General features: G+C 67.8%; 12 protein-coding genes and 1 tRNA gene. 7 read left to right on the top strand and 6 right to left on the bottom strand.

All coding sequences use genetic code 11. The annotated features are described in order from the left end of the window. Positions 1 to 92: 92 nt before the first annotated feature. Complete coding sequence (locus tag G5V65_RS16345; protein WP_165052151.1) at positions 93 to 1868, top strand: sigma-54-dependent Fis family transcriptional regulator; 1776 nt, start codon at positions 93 to 95, stop codon at positions 1866 to 1868. Between the two features lie 138 nt (positions 1869 to 2006). Further along, positions 2007 to 3806 (top strand): NAD(P)/FAD-dependent oxidoreductase, encoded by a 1800-nt coding sequence (locus G5V65_RS16340; RefSeq protein ID WP_165052149.1) that lies wholly within the window; start codon positions 2007 to 2009, stop codon positions 3804 to 3806. 129 nt (positions 3807 to 3935) lie between these two features. On the opposite strand, the gene G5V65_RS16335 is transcribed toward G5V65_RS16340, so the two are convergent. The 4 genes from G5V65_RS16335 to G5V65_RS16320 all read right to left on the bottom strand — a co-directional run bounded on the left by G5V65_RS16335 (position 3936) and on the right by G5V65_RS16320 (position 6308). After that, a tRNA-Thr gene (locus G5V65_RS16335) sits at positions 3936 to 4011 on the bottom strand. Between the two features lie 81 nt (positions 4012 to 4092). Next, a complete protein-coding gene (locus G5V65_RS16330) occupies positions 4093 to 5130 on the bottom strand; it encodes an alcohol dehydrogenase catalytic domain-containing protein (RefSeq protein WP_165052147.1) in 1038 nt (345 codons plus the stop codon). A gap of 90 nt (positions 5131 to 5220) precedes the next feature. Beyond that, entirely contained in the window at positions 5221 to 5460 is a 240-nt protein-coding gene (gene purS / locus G5V65_RS16325; protein ID WP_165052145.1) for a phosphoribosylformylglycinamidine synthase subunit PurS, read from the bottom strand. Positions 5461 to 5540: 80 nt separating this feature from the next. Further along, complete coding sequence (locus G5V65_RS16320) at positions 5541 to 6308, bottom strand: phosphoribosylaminoimidazolesuccinocarboxamide synthase (RefSeq protein ID WP_165052143.1); 768 nt, start codon at positions 6306 to 6308, stop codon at positions 5541 to 5543. Positions 6309 to 6480: 172 nt separating this feature from the next. On the opposite strand from G5V65_RS16320, the gene G5V65_RS16315 reads away from it, so the two are divergent. The 5 genes from G5V65_RS16315 (at position 6481) to ptsP (ending at position 13009) form a co-directional block, all read left to right on the top strand. After that, a complete protein-coding gene (locus G5V65_RS16315; RefSeq protein WP_165052141.1) occupies positions 6481 to 6795 on the top strand; it encodes a DUF1476 domain-containing protein in 315 nt (104 codons plus the stop codon). 182 nt (positions 6796 to 6977) lie between these two features. Next, on the top strand, positions 6978 to 7994 hold the full coding sequence (gene bmt / locus G5V65_RS16310) for a betaine--homocysteine S-methyltransferase (protein WP_165052139.1): 1017 nt from the start codon (positions 6978 to 6980) through the stop codon (positions 7992 to 7994). A 248-nt stretch (positions 7995 to 8242) separates the two neighbouring features. Then, positions 8243 to 9502: an aspartate kinase gene (locus G5V65_RS16305; protein WP_165052137.1), complete on the top strand. Its 1260-nt coding sequence runs from the start codon at positions 8243 to 8245 to the stop codon at positions 9500 to 9502. 286 nt (positions 9503 to 9788) lie between these two features. Further along, complete coding sequence (locus G5V65_RS16300) at positions 9789 to 10700, top strand: DMT family transporter (RefSeq protein WP_165052134.1); 912 nt, start codon at positions 9789 to 9791, stop codon at positions 10698 to 10700. Between the two features lie 65 nt (positions 10701 to 10765). Then, the gene (ptsP, locus tag G5V65_RS16295) at positions 10766 to 13009 is read left to right on the top strand and encodes a phosphoenolpyruvate--protein phosphotransferase (RefSeq protein ID WP_165052132.1); all 2244 of its coding nucleotides are present in this window, start codon (positions 10766 to 10768) and stop codon (positions 13007 to 13009) included. Between the two features lie 153 nt (positions 13010 to 13162). Here the strand turns inward: ptsP and G5V65_RS16290 are convergent, their stop codons facing one another. Then, on the bottom strand, positions 13163 to 13930 hold the full coding sequence (locus G5V65_RS16290; RefSeq protein WP_449301104.1) for an EcsC family protein: 768 nt from the start codon (positions 13928 to 13930) through the stop codon (positions 13163 to 13165). Between the two features lie 57 nt (positions 13931 to 13987). Further along, positions 13988 to 14473, bottom strand: coding sequence for a GNAT family N-acetyltransferase (locus tag G5V65_RS16285; RefSeq protein ID WP_165052128.1), 486 nt, complete (start codon positions 14471 to 14473; stop codon positions 13988 to 13990). Between the last annotated feature and the right edge of the window lie 140 nt (positions 14474 to 14613).

The raw sequence follows: 14613 nt of genomic DNA, 5'->3' as shown, positions 1-14613 counted from the left end.
GCGCCCGCCTATCCGACCAAGGGCGCATTGCCCCGCGCCGATGATGCGTCATACTGAACGCCATTCCAGCCCAGAGGTGGCCGCACCCGCCCATGTCCAACCTGTCGCATCTGCGCGAGATTGATCAGGTCCTGTCCGGTCGCGGCATGGGCCGCGACGCGCTGGTCGAACAATCCTGGCGCCGCTGCGTCGAGGAATACGGCATGGATCCGGCCCGCCCCAGCCCGGCCCATATCGTCACCGAGGCCCGCCTGCGCGAACATCGCGAACAATCCGAACGCCTGATCGCCATCGCCCGCAGCGGGCTCGAGGCGCTCTTCCGCCAGATCGCCGGGCAGAAATACGTCCTGCTTCTGGCCGATGCCAAGGGCGTCACCGTCGATTACTTCGGCGACCCGAAATTCGAAGAGGAACTGCGCCAGGCCGGGCTCTTCCTCGGCTCCGACTGGTCCGAGGAACTGGCGGGCACCTGCGGCGTCGGCTCCTGCATCATCACGCGCGAGGCGATCACCATCCACCAGTCCGATCACTTCGATCTGACCCATACCCCCCTCTCCTGCACCGCCGCCCCCATCTTCGACACGCGGGGCAACCTGACGGCGGTCCTCGACATCTCGCTCCTGCGCTCGCCCCAGCCCAAGATCAGCCAGAGCCTTGCCCTGAACCTCGTCAAGGCCAGCGCCCGCCGGGTGGAAATGGCCAACCTCATGGCGATGAACCGGGGCGACTGGGTGCTGCGCTTCTCCACCAGCCCCGAATTCCTCGATGTCGATCCCGAAGCCGCCGTCGCGCTCGATGGATCGGGGCGCATCATCGGCATGACCCATGGCGCCGAACGCGTCCTCGCCCGCCAGATGGACGGCCGGATGGACGGCGCGGCCATCGGCGAAAGGATCGACCGCTTCTTCGACCTCGGCATCGACAGCCTGCCCGATCTGATGCGCGGCCGCCCGACCGAGGATCGCCTGATCCAGCTGCGCGACGGGCAGGGCATGTTCGGCCATGCCATCGCCCCCCAGACCGAGCGCCGCCCGCCCGCGCATTCCCCCGGCGAAACCGGCCCGCTGCAGACCATCGGCGGTTCCGATCCCGCCATCCGCCGCCTGCAGGCCGATGCCGCCCGCCTTGCCCCCACGGGCATCGCCCTTCTCCTGTCGGGGGAAACCGGCACCGGCAAGGAACGCCTCGCCCGCGCCATCCATACCAGCCAGCCCGGCAACCGCCCCTTCGTCACGCTGTCCTGCGCCGCCCCCCTGCCCGATCCCGAAACCCTGGTTGAGGCCGCCGCCGGCGGCACCCTCTTCCTCGATGGCCCGGGGGAACTCTCCCCCGCCGATCAGGGGCGGCTGCATCGGGTGCTGGCGGGCCTCGACAGCCTGCCCCTCCGCCGCAGGCCCCGCCTGATCACCGCCAGCACCACCGATCTCGCTTCCCTCGTGCGGGCCGGGGCCTTCCGCGCCGACCTGTTCTTCCTGCTTGCCCCGGTCACCCTCTCCCTGCCGCCCCTCCGCCTGCGCCAGGATTTCGACTGGCTGATCGACCGGCTGCTGCGCCAGTTCGGCCATCTCTGCCCGCAGTCCCTGCGCATCTCGCCCGCCGCCCGCGCCGAACTCAAGGCGCGCGACTGGCCGGGCAACCTGCGCGAACTGGCCAACACGCTGGAAGTGGCCATCGCCCTCGCCGACGCTGCGGTGATCGACCTGCCCGATCTGCCGCCCGCCCCCCTCGCCCCCGTCGACCGGACCGAAACCCTCGCCGATATCCTTGCCGCCTGCGATGGCAACATGGCGCTGGCCGCGCGACGGATGGGCGTCAACCGCTCCACCATCCTGCGCCGCGCCCGGCGCGAGGGGCTGCTTGACGGCTGATCCGTTGCACGCCCCGTTGCGCCTGCAACGCCCCGGCCCGGAAATCGCCCGCCACGCGCCCCTCCCCCCGATTTTCCGGTGACCGCGCGCCCGCCACGGCCCACCCTTCTCCGGCACAGGCATGAAAGGGAGGAATACATGCTCGACACCACCACACAGGCCGAGGTTCAGGCCCTGCTCGACAGTTTCGGCGCGGCACTGGAACAGGGCGACATCGCCGCCGCCACCGCGCATTTCCAGGACGATTGCTATTGGCGCGACCTCGTCACCTTCACCTGGAACCTCCATACCAGCGAAGGCAAGTCCGGCATCGCCGCCATGCTCTCGGCCCAGCTTGCCACCACGAAACCCACCGGCTGGACAATCGCCCGCGGCGAGACCGCCACCGAAGACGGCGGCATCACCACCGCCTGGATCGAATTCGAAACCGCCGTCGCGCGCGGCTACGGGCTGATCCGCCTCAAGGGCGGCAAGATCTGGACCCTGCTCACCACCATGGTGGAACTCAAGGGCCATGAGGAACCCAAGGGCTTCGCCCGCCCGCTGGGCGCCCGCCACGGCGCCGACAAGCACCGCCCGACATGGAAAGAAGACCGCGAGGCCGAGGCGCGCGAACTGGGCTATACCCGCCAGCCCTATGTCCTGATCATCGGCGGTGGACAGGGCGGCATCGCCCTTGGCGCGCGCCTGCGCCAACTGGGCGTGCCCGCGATCATCGTCGAAAGGAACGAACGCCCCGGCGACAGCTGGCGCAACCGCTACAAGTCGCTCTGCCTGCATGACCCGGTCTGGTACGATCACCTGCCCTACATCAAGTTCCCCGAAAACTGGCCCGTCTTCGCCCCCAAGGACAAGATCGGCGACTGGCTCGAGATGTATACCAAGGTGATGGAACTGAACTACTGGGCCAGAACCACCTGCAAATCGGCGCAATACGATGAAAAGACTGGCGAATGGACGGTGATCGTTGATCGCGACGGGGCAGAGGTCACCCTGCGCCCCAAGCAACTCGTCCTCGCCACCGGCATGTCGGGCAAGGCCAACATGCCCAACTATCCGGGGATGGACAGCTTCAAGGGCGATCAGCACCACTCCTCGCGCCATCCGGGCCCCGATGCCTACAAGGGCAAGAAGGCCGTGGTGATCGGCTCCAACAACTCCGCCCATGACATCTGCGCCGCGCTCTGGGAAAACGACGTGGACGTGACGATGGTGCAGCGCTCCTCCACCCATATCGTGCGCTCCGACACGCTCATGGATATCGGCCTCGGCGCGCTTTACTCGGAACAGGCGGTGCAATCGGGCATGACCACCGAAAAGGCCGACCTGATCTTCGCCTCCCTGCCCTACCGGATCCTGCACGAATTCCAGATCCCACTCTACGACAGGATGCGCGAGGTGGATGCCGATTTCTATGCGGGCCTCGAAAAGGCGGGCTTCTGGCTGGACTGGGGGGCCGATGGCTCGGGCCTGTTCATGAAATACCTGCGCCGCGGCTCGGGCTATTACATCGACATCGGCGCAAGCCAGCTGATCATCGACGGCAAGATCAAGCTCGCCCATGGCAATGTGAAGGAGATCGTCCCCGATGGTGTCGTGCTGGAAGACGGCACGAAACTGGAGGCCGATGTGATCGTCTATGCCACGGGCTATGGCTCCATGAACGGCTGGGCGGCGGATCTGATCGGCAAGGACGTGGCCGACAAGGTCGGCAAATGCTGGGGCCTCGGGTCGGACACGCCCAAGGATCCGGGGCCCTGGGTCGGCGAACAGCGCAACATGTGGAAACCCACCCGACAAGAGGCGCTCTGGTTCCACGGCGGCAACCTGCACCAGTCGCGCCACTACAGCCAGTTCCTTGCCCTGCAACTCAAGGCGCGGATGGAAGGGATCGCCACGCCGGTCTATGCCATCCCGGAAACCCACCATCTGGGCTGATCCGGCCCCCGGCACGGCGCTTCGGCGCCGTGCCCCTCCCCGGGCAACCGCGCCCGGCACAGGTCACTGCGCGATCACCCTTGCCCGGCAAGGGTTTCCGCGTCGTTCTTCACCTGTCCGGAAGGAAAGTGGTGCCGCTGAAGGGACTCGAACCCCCGACCCCATCATTACGAATGACGTGCTCTACCAGCTGAGCTACAGCGGCTTGGTGGCGGGCTATTAGCACCCCTCTTTGGCGCTGTGTAGCCCCCTTCGGCAGAAAAATGCACGCGCCCGCAAAATCCCGTCACGCGGCGAAATCGTCGATCACCGCCACCCCCGGCGGCATCGGGCCGTTGAAGGCCCGCAACTCCGCCGATGCGCCCGACAAGGGCACCCGCCGCGCGATCAGGGGCGTCATGTCCACCACGCCCCGCGTGATCAGGTCCAGCAGCGAGGGGTATTTCCAAGCGGGCATCCCGCGCGTCCCGAACAGCGCCAGCTGCTTCATGTAGACGCCGTTCATGTTGATCTCCATCCGCGCCGTGTGGCCCACGGGCAGGCCCACCTGCACATGCCGCCCCAGCGTGCGCAGACAGTCGATGGAGGCATTGGCCGTGGCCTCGATCCCCAGCGCCTCGATCGACACATGCGCCCCGCCCCCCGTCACCTCGACGATCCGCGCCGCCACATCCCCAGCCCGGGCATCCACCGCCGCCTCTGCCCCCAGCGCCAGCGCATGGGAAAGCTTCTCCGGCACCACATCCACCACCACAACCCGCGCCCCCAGCGCCCGGCCCAGGATCAGCGCCGAAAGCCCGATCCCCCCCGTCCCATGCACCGCCAGCCATTCGCCCGCGCGCAACTCGGCCCGCCCCGTCAGCGCATGCCAGGCCGTCGTGACCCGGCAGCCAAGGCCCGCTGCCAGAACCGGGCTGATCGCCTCGGGCAGCCGGGCAAGGTTATGGGCATGCGGCACCGAGATATATTCGGCATAGGCCCCCGGCTCGCCGAAGCCCGGCACGCGCTGGCTCTTGCAGATGTTCGACAGCCCCGCCTGGCAATCCGGGCATTGCCCGCAGGCCAGGATGAAGGGCGCGATCACCCGGTCGCCCTTGCGCCATTTCGCCAGCGGCCCGGCCTCCACCACCTCGCCGCAATATTCATGCCCCGGAATCGCGCCCGGCTTCACCTTGGGATGTTCGCCCACCCAGCCATGCCAGTCGCTCCGGCAGATGCCGCAGGCCAGCACGCGCAGCACCACGCCATCGGCCTCGCAGAGGGGATCGGCCACCGTCTCGATCACCAGATCGCTGTTATAGGCTTTCAGTATCGCCGCGCGCATCGCATTCCCCCCAGTGGCTCACCCCAAGGGAAGGCCAGCCCGGCCCGCAGGTCTAGGCCGAACCCGACACCGCCTGTCGGCTTTCACGGATCAGAGGATCTCGACCCGATAGCTTTCGATCACCGTATTGGCCAGAAGCTTCTCGCACATGGCCTTGACCTCGGCCTCGGCCCGGGCCTTGTCCGTCTCGGCCAGATCCAGCTCGATCACCTTGCCCTGACGCACCCCGTTCACGCCGGCAAAGCCAAGGCCCCCCAGCGCGTGGCGCACGGCCTCGCCCTGCGGATCCAGAACGCCGGTCTTCAGCATGACGGTCACGCGCGCTTTCATATCGTCCCCCGGGGCAGATTGGCTTGTCGTCCTCTAGCGCCCTGCCCGGACGGGGGCAAGGCGTCAGATGCGGGTGTCAGTCAGTTGATCAGGCTGGGCTTGGGCGTATGGGTGACGTTGGTCGGCAGAACCCCCAGCCGCCGCGCCAGTTCGGTATAGACATCCGCCATCGGCCCCGGCTCGCGCGTAACACCGTCGCGCTCCATCGCCTCGGAGGCGGTGCGCACATCCCACAGGCGGCAGGAATCCGGGCTGATCTCGTCGGCCACGATCAGGCGCATGTAATCGCCTTCCCAGATCCGGCCCACCTCGATGCGGAAATCGGCCAGCCGGATGCCCACGCCCATCATCACGCCCGACAGGAAATCGTTCACCCGCAGCGCCAGCGCCACGATGTCATCCAGGTCCTGCTGCGTCGCCCAGTTGAAGGCGATGACATGTTCCTCGCTCACCATCGGCGTGCCCAGCCGGTCGTCCTTGTAATAATACTCGACGATCGGCCGCGGCAGCGGCGTGCCTTCCGGAATGCCCAGCCGGCTGGACAATTCCCCTGCGGCAAAGTTCCGCACCACCACTTCCAGCGGGATGATCTCGGCCATCCGCACCAGTTGCTCGCGCATGTTCAGACGCCGGATGAAATGCGTGGGCACCCCGATGGCATTCAGCCCGGTCATGAAGAATTCGGACAGGCGGTTGTTCAGCACCCCCTTGCCCTCCACCGCCGCCGGGGCGGGGATCGACGCTGTGGGCGCGCTATCATCCTTGAAATACTGGATCAGAGTGCCCGGCTCCGGCCCTTCATACAGGATCTTCGCCTTGCCCTCGTATACCTTCTTGCGTCGCGCCATGAAGTCTCCGCCGGAAATGCCGATGGCGGGGTTACCCCATGGTTCCCCGCCCGCTTCCCGGCGCTATACGGCAAGCCGCCCGCCCCCGCAAGGTTGCAGGCCCGCCCCCTTGCGGTGGCCGCGCCCTGCGGGCATATGGAAGGCAAGCCAAACCAGCATCAAGGGGCCCGACATGACCACCTTCGACGATCGCGAAAACGCCTTCGAAGCCAAATTCGCCCATGACGCCGACATGCAGTTCCGCGCCGAGGCCCGCCGCAACAAGCTGGTCGGTCTCTGGGCCGCGGGACTTCTGGGCAAGTCCGGCGACGCCGCCGCCGACTATGCCATGAGCGTGGTCAGCGCCGATTTCGAGGAAGCCGGGATCGAGGATGTGGTCCGCAAGGTCGCCGCCGATCTGGCGGGCAAGGCCAGCGCCGACGAGGTGCGCGCCAAGATGGCCGAACTGCTGCCCGTCGCCAAGCAGCAGCTGATGGACGAACTCTGATCGCATGCCAGAGGGGCGCCCTGCCCCTCTTTTACCCCGGAAGGCACCCCCGCGGGGTGCCTTTTGCATGACGGGGCCGCGATCCCGGCTTCCGCTTCAAGATCATCATGCGGAATATCGAATTGCCTGATTGCCTTCCGCATGGCAGACCGATCCCAAGATCCCTCGTATAAAGGTGCCCCATGGCCGACGCGCTGACCGAGCTTCTCTCCACCCGCGACTGGCTGATGGCCGATGGCGCCACGGGGACGAACCTGTTCAACATGGGGCTCTCCTCGGGCGAGCCGCCGGAACTGTGGAACGTGGATCAGCCCGACAACATCCGCAAACTCTATCGCGGCGCGGTCGAGGCGGGGTCCGACATCTTCCTCACCAACACCTTCGGCGGCAATGCCGCACGGCTGAAGCTGCACAATGCCCAGGGCCGCGTGCGCGAGTTGAACCGCGCGGGCGTGGAACTGGGGCGCGAGATCGCCGATGCCTCGGGCCGCAAGGTGGTGGTGGCGGGATCCGTGGGACCGACGGGCGAGATCTTCGAACCGATGGGCACCCTGACGCACAAGGACGCGGTGGAAATCTTCCACGAACAGATGGAAGGCATGAAGGAGGGCGGTGTCGATGTCCTCTGGATCGAAACCATCTCCGCCCCCGAGGAATACAGGGCCGCGGCCGAGGCCGCGAAGCTCGCAGGCCTGCCCTGGTGCGGCACCATGAGCTTTGACACGGCAGGCCGCACCATGATGGGCGTGACCTCTGCCGCGCTGGCGGATCTGGTGGAAAAGCTGCCCAACCCGCCCATCGCCTTTGGCGCCAATTGCGGCGTGGGCGCGTCGGACCTGATGCGCACGGTGCTGGGCTTTGCCTCCACCGGGACGGAGCGGCCGATCATCGCCAAGGGCAATGCGGGCATCCCGAAGTATCACGACGGCCATATCCACTATGACGGCACGCCTGAACTGATGGCCGAATATGCCGTGCTGGCCCGCGATGCGGGCGTGCGCATCATCGGCGGCTGCTGCGGCACCATGCCCGAACATCTGCGCGCGATGCGCGCCGCGCTGGAAAGCCGCCCCAAGGGGCCGCGCCCCACGCTCGAGACGATCAGCGACACGCTGGGCGGTTTCTCCTCGGCCTCGGATGGCACCGGCGACGATGCCGGCGGCCCCCGCCGCGAACGCCGCGGCGGCCGTCGCGGCTGATCCGCAGCGCGCGGGGGGGCATCCGCCCCCCCGCACCCCCCATCCTCGGCACACGGGGGGGCATCCGCCCCCCCGCACCCCCATCCTCGGCACACGGGGGGCATCCGCCCCCCCCGCCCCCCCCATCCTCGGCACACGGGGGGGCATCCGCCCCCCCGCACCCCCCCCTTCCCCCCCCTGACAGGCCTTGCACCCTGCCCCCGCCCCGCATAAGAAGCGCGCGGAATTCGGGCCTTGCGGGGGAAACCATGCCGCTTCTCGTGATGAAATTCGGCGGCACGTCCGTGGCCGATCTCGCGCGCATCAAAAATGCCGCGAAGAAGGTCCAGCGCGAGGTCGAGCGCGGCTATGACGTCATCGTCATCGTCAGCGCCATGTCGGGCGAAACCAACCGCCTGGTGGGCTATGTCGAAGGCACCTCCAAGCTTTACGATGCCCGCGAATACGATGCCGTCGTCGCCTCGGGCGAGAATGTGACCGCGGGCCTCATGGCGCTGCGCCTGCAGGAGATGGGCATCCCCGCCCGGTCCTGGCAGGGCTGGCAGGTGCCGATCCAGACCACGGCGCAGCACGGCTCGGCCCGCTTCGTGGATATCCCCCGCGCCAATATCGACGCGAAATTCGCCGAAGGCTTCAAGGTCGCGGTCGTCGCGGGCTTCCAGGGCCTCTCGCCCGAGGGCCGCATCACCACGCTGGGCCGCGGCGGCAGCGACACCACCGCCGTCGCCTTCGCCGCCGCCTTCGGCGCGGAACGCTGCGACATCTACACCGATGTCGATGGCGTCTACACCACCGACCCGCGCGTCAGCAGCAAGGCGCGCAAGCTCGACAAGATCGCGTTCGAGGAGATGCTGGAACTCGCCTCCCTCGGCGCCAAGGTCCTGCAGACCCGCTCGGTCGAACTGGCCATGCGCTACAAGGTGCGCCTGCGCGTGCTGTCATCGTTCGAGGATACCGATGAAACGTCCGGCACCCTTGTGTGCGACGAGGAGGAAATCATGGAATCGAAAGTCGTCTCTGGCGTCGCCTTCTCGCGCGAGGAAGCGAAGATCACCCTCTTCACGATCGAGGATCGCCCCGGCGTCGCCTCGGCCATCTTCGGCCCCCTGGCCGATGCGGGCGTGAATGTCGACATGATCGTCCAGAACATCAGCGAGAAAGACTATGACGATGCCCATCCGGGCGCCGTGACGGACATGACCTTCTCCTGCCCCATCAACCAGGTGGACCGCGCGAAGAAGGCGATGGAAGATGCCAAGGCCGCGGGCAAGATCAAGTATGACGAACTGATCATCGACACCGATGTCGCCAAGGTCTCCGTCGTCGGGATCGGGATGCGGTCCCATACGGGCGTGGCCGCGCGCATGTTCGAGGCGCTTTCCAAGGAAAACGTGAACATCAAGGTGATCTCCACCTCCGAGATCAAGATCTCGGTCCTGATCGACCGCAAGTACATGGAACTGGCCGTCCAGGCCCTGCACGACGTCTTCGAACTCGACAAGGCATGAGACCTTGGCCTGACGGGGGCCTGACAGGGGTCTGACGGATGGCCGACGGGGGGCGCGCAGGCGACCCTGCGGATTTCCCCGGGCAAGCCCCCTGCGCCCCGGGCCGCCCGGTCCGGGCTTTTCCTGAACCCCGGACCCGGGTCCGCCACGGGCGGGCCTGCACGGCCCGATCCCCGCGCCTTGCCCCGGCGTCGCCTTCCGCCCTGCCCGCGTCGCATCCCTTCGCGCCCCGGCCCCCGCCTGTCCGCCACAGTCACCGCGACAGGAAACCGGAACCCCAAGGGACATGACCGACAGCACCGCCCCGCGCCCGCGCATCGACCTTGCCTTCCCGCTGCTTTCCGCGCTGCTCGTCCTTGCCTGGTCGACGGGGTTCCTTGGCGTGCGCGGCCTGTCAGACAGCACGCCCATCCTCACCATCCTCTTCTGGCGCAGCCTGATGTCGGGGCTGATCCTCCTGCCCTTCGCGCTGACGCTCGGCCCCCGGCTCGATGCCCGCGCGGTGCTGGAACAGGCAGGCTTCGGCACCTTCAGCATGTTCCTCTATCTCGGCGGCTTCTCCCTCGCCATCGGGCAGGGCGTGCCCACGGGCCTTGTCGCGCTGATCACCGACATGCTGCCCATGGGCGTGGCCCTGCTGGCAGGGCCGATCCTGAACCAGCGCCTCACGCCCCGCCAGTGGCTGGGCATGGGCACGGGCGTGGCGGGCGTGGCGCTCGTCTCGTCCGAAGGGCTGCGGCTGGGGGATGTCCCGCTCTGGGCGCTCCTCCTGCCGGTCGCGGGGACGATGGCCTTTGCCCTGTCGGCGGTGCTGCAGCGCCGCCTGCGCCCCGCCTCGGTCGCGGTTCATCAGTCGCTCTGCCTGCAATGCCTGACCGCGGCGGCGCTGTTTGGCCTGACCTCGCTGCCCTTCGGCGGTATCGCCCCGCCCGCCACGCCCGAATTCGCCTTGGGCATCGGCTGGCTTGTCCTGCTTGCCACCTTCGGTGGCTATGGCACCTATTACCTCTGCCTCTCGCGCTATCCCGCGGCCCGCGTCACCGCCGTCCTCTACCTTTCCCCGCCGGTGACCATGGCCGTGGCCCATCTCGCCTTTGACGAACCGCTCTCCCCCCTCATGCTGATCGGCACGGCGGTCACCCTTGCCGGCGTCACCCTTGCCGCCGCCCCCGTCCGCCCACCCCGCCCGCAGCCCTGAAGACAGGGGTTCCGCAAGCCGGAATCCTGTGGTCTAAGGATCGCGACAGGGACAGAACGACCGCCATGCCGGAACGGACCGAAAGCGAAAGCCGCAAACTCCTGCGCAGGCTGCGCGACACGCTCGCCACCACCGGGGGCGGGCAGGACAGGCTTGATCGCATCACCCATCTGATCGCCGATTCCATGGGAACCGAGGTCTGCTCGATCTATCTCTTCCGCGATCCCGAAACCCTCGAACTCTGCGCCACCGAAGGGCTCAAGGCCGAGGCCGTCCACCAGACGCGCATGAAACTGGGCGAAGGTCTCGTGGGCCGCGTGGCGCGCACGGGCCTTCCCGTCAACACCGCCAATGCCCCGGGCGAAAAGGGCTTTCGCTACATGCCCGAAACCGGGGAAGAGATCTATTCCTCCTTCCTCGGCGTGCCCATCCAGCGGGTCGGCGAAAAGCTTGGCGTCCTGGTCGTGCAGTCGCGCATCGAACGCGAATTCTCCGAGGACGAGATCTACGCCCTCGAAGTCGTCGCCATGGTTCTGGCCGAAATGACGGAACTCGGCGTCTTCAACGGCGATGGCGACGGGCTGCGCGCGCTTCACAAGCAATCGGTGATGATCCGGGGCGGCACCGGGCAGGAAGGGGCGGCCGAAGGCCGCGTCTGGCTGCATGAACCGCGCGTCGTGGTGACGAACCCGGTCGCCGACGACCCCCTGACCGAGATCGACCGCATCCGCGAAGCCGTGGGCAAGCTGCGCGTCTCAGTCGATGACCTCCTCTCTGCCGAAAGCCTCGACAAGGAACAGAAGGCGGTGCTGGAAGCCTACCGCATGTTCGCCAATTCGCGCGGCTGGCTGCGCCGGATGGAGGAAGACATCCAGCGCGGCCTCTCCGCCGAGGCCGCGGTGGAAAAGGAACAATCCGCCGCCCGCGCCCGCCTGGAACAGGTGCCCGACGCCTACCTGCGCGAACGGCTGCACGATCTGGACGACCTGTCGAACCGCCTCCTGCGGATCCTCACGGGCCAGGGCACCGATACCGGCGCGGAAATGCCGGAAAACCCGGTGCTGGTGGCGCGCAACATCGGCCCCGCCGAACTGCTCGACTACGGGCGCAAGCTGAAGGGCGTGGTGCTGGAAGAAGGCTCCGTCGGCTCCCATGCCGCCATCGTCGCCCGCGCGCTGGCCATCCCGCTGGTGATCCACGCCGACCGTATCGTGACCGAGGCGCTGAACGGCGACCAGATCCTTGTCGATGGCGACCAGGGCATCGTCCACCTGCGGCCAGAGGAAACGGTCGCCCGTGCCTTCCGAGACAAGATCGCGATGCAGGCCGCCGCCCAGCAACGCTACGCCTCGCTGCGCGGCCTGCCCGCCCAGTCGAAATGCGGCACGATCACCACGCTGATGATGAATGCAGGCCTCATGGCCGACCTGCCCAGCCTCGATGGGTCGGGGGCCGAAGGGGTGGGCCTTTTCCGGACCGAACTGCAATTCCTCGTCCGCAACAAGATGCCCCAGCGCGCCGAACTCGCCGCCCTCTATGCCCGCGTCATGGATGCCGCCCATGGCAAGCGCGTGGCCTTCCGCACGCTGGATATCGGGTCGGACAAGGTGCTGCCCTACATGAAGCCGCAGGATGAACCCAACCCCGCGATGGGCTGGCGCGCGATCCGCGTGGGGCTCGACAAGCCCGGCGTCCTTCGGATGCAGTTGCAGGCGCTGATCCGCGCGTCCAAGGGGCGGCCGCTCACGGTGATGTTCCCCTTCATCACCGAACTGTCGGAATTCCAGACCGCCCGCGCGCAGGTGATGAAGGAATTGCACCGCGAGAAAAGCCTGGGCCACCCCGTGCCCACGCGGGTGGAAATCGGCGCGATGCTGGAAACGCCAAGCCTTGCCTTCGCCCCCCGCGCCTTTTTCGAGCTGACGGATTTCGTGTCCATCGGCGGCAATGACCTGAAGCAGTTCTTCTTCGCCGCCGACCGCGAGAATGAACGCGTCCGCCGCCGCTATGATACGCTGAACGTGTCCTTCCTGAACTTCCTGTCGCAGATCATCGCGCGCTGCGATGAAACGGCGACGCCGCTTTCCTTCTGTGGCGAAGATGCCGGCCGCCCGATCGAGGCGCTGGCCTTCGCCGCCCTCGGCCTGCGCGGCCTGTCCATGCGCCCGGCCTCCATCGGTCCGGTCAAGGCCCTGCTGCGCCGGGTCGATCTGGCCGAGGCGCGCGCCGTGATCGACCGTGCCATCGCCGAAGGCGCCGAAAGCGTGCGCCCGGCGCTGGTGGACTGGCTGTCGAACCAGCCAGAGTAACCCTCCCCGACCGGGGACGAAAATTCTTCCTCCGAAGAATTTTCGCAGGGGCGCCCAGCGCCCCTGGTCGCCAACAGACCCGTCGCAACGCCCCCTGCAAGGGGGCGCAAAAATTCTTCAGTGAAGAATTTTTCCCCGCCGCAGGCCAGGGGATCAGAGGCGGGTCACCTTGGGCGGGGTCGCCGCCTCGGCAAAGGCCGCAAGGATCGGCTCGGCGCCGTGCTGTTCGGCCAGCCGCAGCAGGGCAAAGCGGATCTCGGCCATCTCGCGGTAATAGCTCAGGAAGGCCGCGTTCAGCGCGGCCCCCGCCACCGCCCCCATCACCGGCACCGCCTGCGCCGCCAGCTTCTGGCCCAGCGCCGCCGCCAGGCGCGGCGCCACGCCGCGCACCAGCTGCGCCAGCGCGGGCCCCGTCACCGTCATCCGCGCCGACAGGAAGGATGTGTTGATCCCGTCATCCGCCGCCAAGGGCCCGCCGGCCGAGAACACCCGCAGGCATTCCGCCCGGATCGCCGGGTCGTCGGGATCATAGCCCGCCTCCCGCGCCGCGCGGCGGATGGCATGCAGGATCACCGTGATCGTCACCGGCAGTTCCGCCACCGAGGTGGCAATCCCCCCCGCCCCGCCGACCGCCCCCGTCAGCATCGCCGCCGCCACCGGCCCCCGGCGCCCCAGATCCGGCATCCGGTCGCCCGCCCCGGCCAGCCCATGCGCCGCCATCAGCGCCCGCTCCGTCGCGGCCCCGATCTGCCCCCGCAGCCCCTCGGGCAGGGCCGCCAGCCGATCCTCGACCCGCCCGCCCAGCCGGTTCACCAGCGACATCACCGGCCCGTTGGCCCGCCGATAGCGCCGCGCCAGCGCCCGGATCTCGGCAGTTCGGTCAGGCGCGGCGATGGCGGGCAGGTTGTCCATGCGCTGAATGTGGGGCAGCGCGGGCGGCACTGCAAGGCTCAGGTCGCCTTCGTCATGTGGCCTTCGTCACGTGGCCTTCGTCACTGGGCCCCGCACCCCGTCCCAGGCCCCCGCCTTCAGCGCCAGCCCCAGTACCCGGTCCGGGTTCGTGGGGGGCGGCATCTCCACCCCGTCCAGCCGGTGAAAGCCGAAGCGCGCATAATAGGGCGCATCGCCCACCAGCATCACCCGCTCCCAGCCCAGCCGCCGCGCCTCGGCCAGGCTTTCATTGATCAGAAGCCCGCCCAACCCCTCGCCCTGCCGCGTCGGATGCACCGCCACCGGGCCAAGGAGCAGCGCATCCTGCCCCCCCACCTCGACCGGCCAATAGCGGATCGCGGCGGCCAGGATCCCGTCATCATCCCGCAGCACAAGGCAGAGCGCCGCCACCGTGGGCACCCCGTCGCGCAGCCGGTAGGAGGAAAGCGCCGTCCGACCCGGCGCAAAGCAGAGGTCGTAAAGCGCCTCCACCTCCCACCAGTCGTCCTCGGTTTCCTCTTCCAGGCGATACAAGCGGGGCCTCCGAATCTTCTGGCAAGGCCCGTAACATGCGAATAGGTCAGGATCAAACCGCAGATCAGACATGGGGTAATCGCGGGTCCTCGGCCTCCTAAGCCCCATCAAGACTAGCAGGGTGGCTGCTCCCCGATATG

It is taken from the genome of Paragemmobacter kunshanensis, from assembly GCF_011059185.1.
Taxonomy (GTDB): Bacteria; Pseudomonadota; Alphaproteobacteria; order Rhodobacterales; family Rhodobacteraceae; genus Paragemmobacter; species Paragemmobacter kunshanensis.
This window is presented reverse-complemented; position numbering and strand designations above follow the sequence as displayed.

What these genes read in the sequence shown, in the direction of transcription:
- G5V65_RS16345 (WP_165052151.1), top strand. Translation starts at nt 93, where the DNA reads ATGTCCAACCTGTCGCATCTGCGCGAGATTGATCAGGTCCTGTCCGGT.
- G5V65_RS16340 (WP_165052149.1), top strand. Translation starts at nt 2,007, where the DNA reads ATGCTCGACACCACCACACAGGCCGAGGTTCAGGCCCTGCTCGACAGT.
- G5V65_RS16330 (WP_165052147.1), bottom strand. Translation starts at nt 5,130, where the DNA reads ATGCGCGCGGCGATACTGAAAGCCTATAACAGCGATCTGGTGATCGAG.
- purS (WP_165052145.1), bottom strand. Translation starts at nt 5,460, where the DNA reads ATGAAAGCGCGCGTGACCGTCATGCTGAAGACCGGCGTTCTGGATCCG.
- G5V65_RS16320 (WP_165052143.1), bottom strand. Translation starts at nt 6,308, where the DNA reads ATGGCGCGACGCAAGAAGGTATACGAGGGCAAGGCGAAGATCCTGTAT.
- G5V65_RS16315 (WP_165052141.1), top strand. Translation starts at nt 6,481, where the DNA reads ATGACCACCTTCGACGATCGCGAAAACGCCTTCGAAGCCAAATTCGCC.
- bmt (WP_165052139.1), top strand. Translation starts at nt 6,978, where the DNA reads ATGGCCGACGCGCTGACCGAGCTTCTCTCCACCCGCGACTGGCTGATG.
- G5V65_RS16305 (WP_165052137.1), top strand. Translation starts at nt 8,243, where the DNA reads ATGCCGCTTCTCGTGATGAAATTCGGCGGCACGTCCGTGGCCGATCTC.
- G5V65_RS16300 (WP_165052134.1), top strand. Translation starts at nt 9,789, where the DNA reads ATGACCGACAGCACCGCCCCGCGCCCGCGCATCGACCTTGCCTTCCCG.
- ptsP (WP_165052132.1), top strand. Translation starts at nt 10,766, where the DNA reads ATGCCGGAACGGACCGAAAGCGAAAGCCGCAAACTCCTGCGCAGGCTG.